This window comes from Marisediminitalea oceani, assembly GCF_003731635.1.
GTDB classification, from domain to species: Bacteria; Pseudomonadota; Gammaproteobacteria; order Enterobacterales; family Alteromonadaceae; genus Alteromonas; species Alteromonas oceani.
The window spans coordinates 65,890-70,580 of the sequence record NZ_RCUA01000081.1; the positions used below are offsets into that span (position 1 = coordinate 65,890).

Consider the following 4,691-nt stretch of genomic DNA (forward strand, 5'->3'; position numbering starts at 1 on the left):
TTCCGGTATGACGGAATTAAAAATAGTCATGCCCGCATGCCACCACTTTTGTCATCCCGCATGAACCACCTTCGTCATCCCCGCATGCTCTTGGGCGGGGATCTCCTTAAAGAGCCATTTGAGCGGAGCCAGCCTGTTTGGGAGATACCGGATAGATACTTTGTATCTTCCGGTATGACGGAATTAAAAATAGTCATGCCCGCATGCCACCACTTTTGTCATCCCCGCATGAACCACCTTCGTCATCCCCGCACGCTCTTGGGCGGGGATCTCCTTAAAGAGCCATTTGAGCGGAGCCTGGCTGTTTGGGAGATACCGGATAGATACTTTGTATCTTCCGGTATGACGAGAAGGAGGAGATCCCGGCTCGGGGGCCGGGATGACTAAATTAAATCGGCCGGGATGACACTATTTAATTGGCCCGGATGGCGATGTTTCACTAACCCGGGTAACAGTAAATTTAAGGATGCATTTTCCCTCTTTATCTATATACTAGATTAAAAATACGAATAACAATCGAGTGTTATGCATGAAATGGCCTAATTTAAAACATCTTCATTATTTGGTGACCTTGCATCAGGAGCAGCATTTTCACCGTGCGGCGCAGCGTTGTAATGTGAGCCAGTCTACCCTGAGTACGGCTATCCAGAATCTGGAGGAGCACTTTGGTAGTCAGTTGCTGGAGCGGGAACATAAAACCTTTGTGTTTACCTCGCTGGGGCTGGATGTTGTGGAACGTGCCAAGGTTATTCTGCAGGAAGCCGGGGAACTGGTGGAGTATGCGCAGAATGCCGGTAACTGGCAGCGCGGTAAGTTAAAGCTGGGCGTTATTCCCACCATTGCACCGTTTTTATTTGAAGCCATGCTGGGTGCCTTTAATGCGTTTTTGCCGGAAATCCAGCTGGAACTGCAGGAAGATACCACTGCTAACCTACTACAACAGCTTACCGATGGCAGCCTGGATTTATTGGTGCTGGCATTGCCCATGGAAACCCCGGGTTGTAAGCAAATGGTGCTGGGCCACGATCCCTTTCATTTAATTGCTCATAAGGAACTTGCCAGCCAGTTGCCTAAGCCTCTGGATATTACCAGTCTGCCGAAAAAGAGTATTTTTCTGTTACAGCAAGAGCACTGCATGACAGGCCATGCGGTAAGTGCCTGTAACCTGCAGCACAGCGATCAGATAAGTTCACTGGCCGCCAGCTCGTTGTACACGCTGGTGCAACTGGCTAACAGTAAGCTGGGCTATACCTTTTTACCGGAGCTGGCGCTCAATCAGGATCTGCTGAAAAACACCAACCTGGTGTCTTTCCCCTCAGAAGACGAAGCCTACCGTGAAATTGGCCTGGTATGGCGTTCTGGCACCACGCGTATGCGGCTGTTTCGCCGGGTAGGCGAAATTCTTTCTCCCTTATTACCGGTACCTACGCTAAATTAATTTTAAAACAGGGCAAACTTTTTTGCCCTGCCCCCCGACTATACCCACAACACAATCATAAAAATGGGAATATCCGGTGTTTGAAAAGCGTGACGAACAACTTATTGAACAGGCCTTAAAGGGCAGTAAAAAAGCCTGGTTCGCGCTGATCAAACGCTATGAAACCGGTATTTACCAGTACGGTATTCGCATGACAGGCACCCCGCACGACGCGGCCGATCTGATGCAGGATATTTTTATTGCGGTGTTTAAAAGCCTTTCGAACTTTCGTGGTGACGGCAGCTTTAAAGCCTGGTTGTATCGCATTGCGCACTTTCGTTGTATTGAGTTTTACCGGCGCAAACGCCCGGATACGCCGCTAGACGACAGCGAGGAGCTAAGCTGCGAACGCCCTACGCCGGAGCATTCGTTAATGAGCGACATTACCAGTCAGTCGTTAACCAATGCCATGCAGCGCTTACCGCTAACCCAACGTGCTGTGATTGAACTGAAATTTTTTGGCCAGTTTACTTTTGAGGAAATCGCCGATCAGCTGGGACTCTCCAGCAACACGGTGAAGTCGCGCCTGTACAGCGCCCTGTCGAAGTTAAAGCTGGATTTGGAGGTAGAACATGGTTAATCAATCCCCTGAATATCTGTTTGGTCAGTGGCTCGATAATGCTCTGACAGAAGACGAACGCAGCGCCTTTGAGGCCCTGTGCGTGAGCGACGCAGACTTTGCAGCCCGGGTAGCCACGGCCACCCAATTAAATGTGGCTGCGGAGCAGTTCAGCCCGCCACCCATGCCCGCCTGGGATAAAAACGCCACCTTTATTGCCCCGGATAAACCTAAATGGTGGCAATGGCAGGGCTTACCCGCCGTATCCATGGCGATGTCAGCAGCGGCCATGGTAATGGTACTGAGCGGCTTTAGCGTGCAGGTAGAAGACGGCCGGGTAACCATGGGCTTTGGGCAGAGTGTGTCTTCCGGGCCTACTGAGGCCGAGGTGGCGGCTTTGGTTGCCGACCGAATTAACGATTACCAGCAGGCCAATCAGGCCATGTTTACCCAATATGTGAATGCTCTGCAGCAACAACAGCAGGAGAGCAGCACCCAACTTGCCCAGTATCTGTTGAAGTCGAGCCGCCAGGAGCGCCGCGAAGACTTTGCTGAACTGGTGCAGTTCATCAATCAGCAGCGCGACGACGATCAGCGCTACTATGCGCGCCAGCTTACCCATCTGCAGCGCGAAATTAATGCCATAGACGACGGTTATACCGCCGTTACCGAATAATCAACCTATTGGACACCATTATGAAAGTAACCACTCTTGCCACGCTACTGGGCACATTAATCGGTAGCGCAACGTTAAGCTCTGCGGCCCAGGCCCAGGATTTACCCGAACTCGACCGTCAGCTCACGATTATGTCGGGCGTCATCGAAACGGCGCTTAAACAGGATACCCGTAAAGACAAAGTACGCTTTCGCAGTATTGAGTCGACCTACCTGGCCAAGCAGGGCGTGGTATTTACCATTCGTACCGGCGGCATGGGGCGGGTATTTGACTTCGACTTTGGTGAATTCTTAAGTGTTATCCCCGGGGCGCCGCCGGCACCACCTGCGCCTACCGTTACGGTGGTAGCTGATGGCGTACATGTAGAAACCGACGGTGATTACGAATATGTGTACGAAAGCGCCGACTGGGAAGAAACCGCCAACCAGGTTATTCGCAAGGTAGAACATATTATTCGCGAAACTGACGACCGCCTGCGCGAATTCCGCAGCGATCACCGCGAAGTTGAGTGGGAAATTCGCGAATTAGAACGCCGCAACCGCGATCTGGAGTTTGAGCTACGCACCGCTGATCAGGAACGCCAGAAAGAAGTGCGGGAAGAAATGAAAGAGATGCAAAAAGAGCTTGAAGCCCTTAAGCAAAAAGAACTGGCAATTGCTGAAGAGTCTAAGGAACTGGCCGCCGAGAAAAAAGCCGAGCTGGCAAAACAAAAGCAAGCCCAGGAGGAGTCTTATAAATCTTTCCTGGCTAACTTTGAGGCCAGTATCGGCGATACCCTGTGTAGCTTCGGGGCGGGCTTACGGGAGTTACCGGATAGCGAGCACATAACTTTTGTGCTGGATGACTTTGCCCGCAGCGAGGAAGGTAAAAGCGCCGACCGCGTGTACATTTTCAACAAGAGAGACATTAAACGCTGTGTTACCGAAGATATCTCAGCCAGCGATATGCTTGCCAAAGCCGAGGTGTACACCTTTTAATTCTGCCACCTTATGTTGTGAAAATACCGGCCATGGGCCGGTATTTTTCATTATGATTACCAAAATAAAACACTAAACCAACAAAGGCATTAATCACAATACAAAAAGATACAACTAGATACCTAAAAAAGCGCTAAAAATAGCCAATAAGCGCACTTTTTGTACAAATAAGACTACGCTTTATATACGTAGTTTTTACTGTCATAAAGAACATGGACGTATCAAAGGTTAAGGGATATACCCTCATAGAACTTATTGTTGTTATTGTCATTGTCGGCACTTTGTCGGTTACCTCCGCACCGGTATTTATCTATATTGCGGATGATGCGGAAACCAGCCAAACAATATCCACCATGTCAGCGTTTAAAAATGGGCTACACCTGCTTCATGTTAAAAGCATTGTAAGCGGCACCGACACACTGGATATCAACAATACCCAAATTGCTTTTTCAGGCGATGGCTGGCCAGTAGGCAGCAGCCGCAACAGTCAGGGCTGCGCCGAACTATGGGATGCGCTTATGGACGGCGTAGGTGACATTAATGTTGTGCAGACCTACTCAAACAACCTGCAACCAGGTTGGAACACATATGCCCACCAGGATATCTGTGCTTACATCAATACACATGAAGATGTGCCTGTTGCCGAAAATGACGCCCCCCACTTCGTTTATTTGATCGATGACATGTCATTCCCGGGCCGAGGCTTAAACTATGATGGTAAAGCCGGCGATGTGATTGCTTATAGGATTGAATAGTTTGGGCAGACTGTTTTGCCTCAGCCAGACTGTTTGGGAGATCCCGGCTCGGGGGCCGGGATGACTGAATTAGTTTAGTCGGGATGACAGGACTAAAAATAGTCATGCACGCATGCTAGCACCCCGTCATCCCCGCATGCTCTTGAGCGGGGACCTCCCGAAAAGATTATTTGAGCTGAGTCAGACTGCTTGGGAGATCCCGGCTCGGGGGCCGGGATGACTGTATAATTTAGGCCGGGATGACAGG

General features: G+C 50.1%; 5 protein-coding genes. All 5 read left to right on the forward strand.

The features are described from left to right. Positions 1 to 529: 529 nt before the first annotated feature. The 5 genes from D9T21_RS20610 to D9T21_RS20630 all read left to right on the forward strand — a co-directional run bounded on the left by D9T21_RS20610 (position 530) and on the right by D9T21_RS20630 (position 4,444). Positions 530 to 1,438: a hydrogen peroxide-inducible genes activator gene (locus tag D9T21_RS20610; protein WP_123327064.1), complete on the forward strand. Its 909-nt coding sequence runs from the start codon at positions 530 to 532 to the stop codon at positions 1,436 to 1,438. Positions 1,439 to 1,514: 76 nt separating this feature from the next. Further along, positions 1,515 to 2,057, forward strand: a complete 543-nt coding sequence (locus D9T21_RS20615) for an RNA polymerase sigma factor (protein ID WP_123327065.1) — start codon at positions 1,515 to 1,517, stop codon at positions 2,055 to 2,057. Then, positions 2,050 to 2,712, forward strand: a complete 663-nt coding sequence (locus tag D9T21_RS20620; RefSeq protein ID WP_123327066.1) for a hypothetical protein — start codon at positions 2,050 to 2,052, stop codon at positions 2,710 to 2,712. Before D9T21_RS20615 ends, D9T21_RS20620 begins: the two co-directional genes overlap by 8 nt. A 20-nt stretch (positions 2,713 to 2,732) precedes the next feature. Continuing rightward, positions 2,733 to 3,689, forward strand: a complete 957-nt coding sequence (locus D9T21_RS20625; RefSeq protein ID WP_123327067.1) for a cell envelope integrity protein TolA — start codon at positions 2,733 to 2,735, stop codon at positions 3,687 to 3,689. A gap of 212 nt (positions 3,690 to 3,901) precedes the next feature. Further along, positions 3,902 to 4,444 (forward strand): prepilin-type N-terminal cleavage/methylation domain-containing protein, encoded by a 543-nt coding sequence (locus tag D9T21_RS20630; RefSeq protein ID WP_123327068.1) that lies wholly within the window; start codon positions 3,902 to 3,904, stop codon positions 4,442 to 4,444. Positions 4,445 to 4,691 lie beyond the last annotated feature (247 nt).